We start from the raw sequence: 2424 nt of genomic DNA, 5'->3' as shown, positions 1-2424 counted from the left end.
TGACCGCGCCGCGCACGCCGCCGACCGTCATCACCGCGATCGTGCGCACGCCGGCCATCGTGCCCGCGAGGCCGTGGCGGGCGGCGCGACGGCTCGCGAACCAGCGCAGCAGCCAGACCCACAGGAAGCGGATCGCATACAGCGCGAGCATCATCGCGCAGACGTTGAAGATCATCCGGCCGACGAGCGCGTCGCTCGTGTGGTGCGCGTCGACGAGCGTGCGGCCGATGATGTGCGGCAGCTGCAGCCCGAGCATGATGAACACCATGCCGTTGAACACGAACTCGATCATCGCCCACGTGCTTTCGGCGCGCACGCGCGATGCGACGGTGCTTTTACGCGAGAAGCTCGTGTAGTTCATCATCATCCCGGCCGACACGGCCGCCAGCACGCCCGACAGGTCGAGGTGCTCGGCGAACAGGTAGGCCGCGAACGGCACGAGCAGCGTCATCACGATGCCGGGGGCCGGATCGCCTTCCTGCTCGGCGTTCAGGAAGCGGGTCGACAGCGCGCTGAACGCCCACGACACGATCGCGCCCGTCGCGAGCCCGCCGGCCGCGACGATCACGAACGTGACCGACGCGTCGCGCAGCGAGAACATGCCCGTCAGCGCGGCCGCGATCGCGAATTTCAGCGCGACCAGGCCGGACGCGTCGTTCATCAGCGCCTCGCCTTCGAGGATGTGCATCAGCTGCGGCGGGATCCGGCCCTTTCCGGCGATGCCCGACAGCGCGACCGCGTCGGTCGGCGACAGCACGGCCGCGAGCGCGAACGCGATCGGCAGCGGCAACTCGGGTATCAGCCAGTGCGCGAAGTAGCCCACTGCGAGTACCGTCATGAACACGAGCCCGAATGCGAGCATCAGGATCGCGCGGCGCTGCAGGTACAGCTCGCGCTTCGGAATCCGCCAGCCGTCCGCGAACAGCAGCGGCGGAATGAACAGCAGCATGAAGATTTCGGGATCGAACGTGACGTGCAGGTTCAGCTTCGGCCACGCGAGCATCGCGCCGAACGCGATCTGCATCAGCGGCAACGGCAGTTGGAACGGCAGGTTGCGCGTGACGGCGCCGGATAGCGCGACGGTCAGCAGCAGGATCAGGACGGTGAAGACGATTTCCATCGATACGGCGAATACGGGGAATGAAACGATCGTACGGAGTGTAGCGTGCCGGCGTGACGGCTGCGTTCGAGCGGCCGGTGCGCGTGCACGAAAACGGTGCGCGTGACCTGCGCCGGGATGGTGCGGCAACCCGGCGCGAGCCGTGCGGCGCACGGGTTGTCGGCGCCTTGCACGGAGCTTGCTTGAGGTTCGGCAGCCGTCCGGCGTCGACCGGACAACCGAGGGTCCAACCAATGACATTGCACGCGCCGCTCGCTTCGTCGGGCGCCGCGTTCGAAGGCAATACCAGGAGGAAGGCATGACGATCGTGCAACAGGAGCGTCCGGCCGCCGCGTCGCCGTACCGGTTCGAGCGGGAGGTGAGTTCCGGCTTCGAACGTCTGGCGACGCAGCACCGCGACATGACGCTCACGACCGTGTTCCAGCCGATTTTCAGCCTGTCGCACCAGCGTGCGGTGGGCTACGAGGCGCTGCTGCGCGCGCACGATGCGCTCGATCGCGCCGTGTCGCCGCTCGACGTGTTCGGCGAAGCCGCGCGCCAGGGCGAGCTGCTGCAGCTCGACCGGCTCGCGCAGGCGCTGCATCTCGAGAACTTCGCGCTGCTCGGCGCCGAGCGCGAGTGGCTGTTCCTCAACGTGCATCCGGGCGTGCTCACCGACCCGTTCCAGGCGGCCGCGCTGCTCGCGAACCTGAAGCGGCTCGGCATGCCGCCGCGCCGCGTCGTGCTCGAAGTGCTCGAGCAGCGCGCGGAAGACGTCGAGCGGCTCGCCGAGGCCGTGCGCGAATTCCGCACGCACGGCTTCCTGATCGCGCTCGACGATTTCGGCGCGGGCCACTCGAACCTCGAACGGATCTGGCAACTGAACCCGGACATCGTGAAGCTCGACCGGATCATGCTGTCGCACGCGGCGCACCGCACCGGGCTCACCGCGATCCTGCACGGGCTCGTGACGCTGCTGCACGAGGCCGGCAAGCTGGTGCTCGTCGAGGGCATCGAGACCGAGCACGAGGCGCAGATCGCGCTGTCGTGCGAGGCCGATTTCGTGCAGGGCTACTACTTCGGCCGGCCGGCGCCGGGGCTGCCGGACAGCGCGGCCGCGACGGGCTGCATCGGCGAGCTGACCGAGCGCTTCCGGCAGCAGACCGACGCGCGCGAACGGCGCGATGCGCAGCGGCTCGCGCCGTACCTGCGCGCGTTCGAACGTGCGGCCGAGCGTCTCGCGGCCGGCGAGCCGCTCGACGAGGTGTGCTGGAACTTCCTCGCGCTCGACGCGGCCGCGCGCTGCTTCCTGCTCGACGCGCACG

2 protein-coding genes are annotated in these 2424 nt (G+C 69.1%); one reads left to right on the top strand and one right to left on the bottom strand.

Annotated elements, in window-relative coordinates:
* Positions 1-1120, bottom strand: a 1120-nt coding sequence (locus G3N96_RS38335; RefSeq protein WP_206140455.1) for a Na+/H+ antiporter, incomplete at its 3' end; no start/stop codon positions are given.
* Between the two features lie 298 nt (positions 1121-1418).
* On the opposite strand from G3N96_RS38335, the gene G3N96_RS38330 reads away from it, so the two are divergent.
* A partial coding sequence (locus tag G3N96_RS38330; protein ID WP_206140454.1) for an EAL domain-containing protein occupies positions 1419-2424 on the top strand: 1006 nt, incomplete at its 3' end.

The organism is Burkholderia sp. Se-20373, assembly GCF_017104705.1.
GTDB lineage: Bacteria > Pseudomonadota > Gammaproteobacteria > Burkholderiales > Burkholderiaceae > Burkholderia.
Note: the sequence above shows the minus strand (reverse complement) of the source record. Positions and strands in the feature narration are given on the sequence as shown.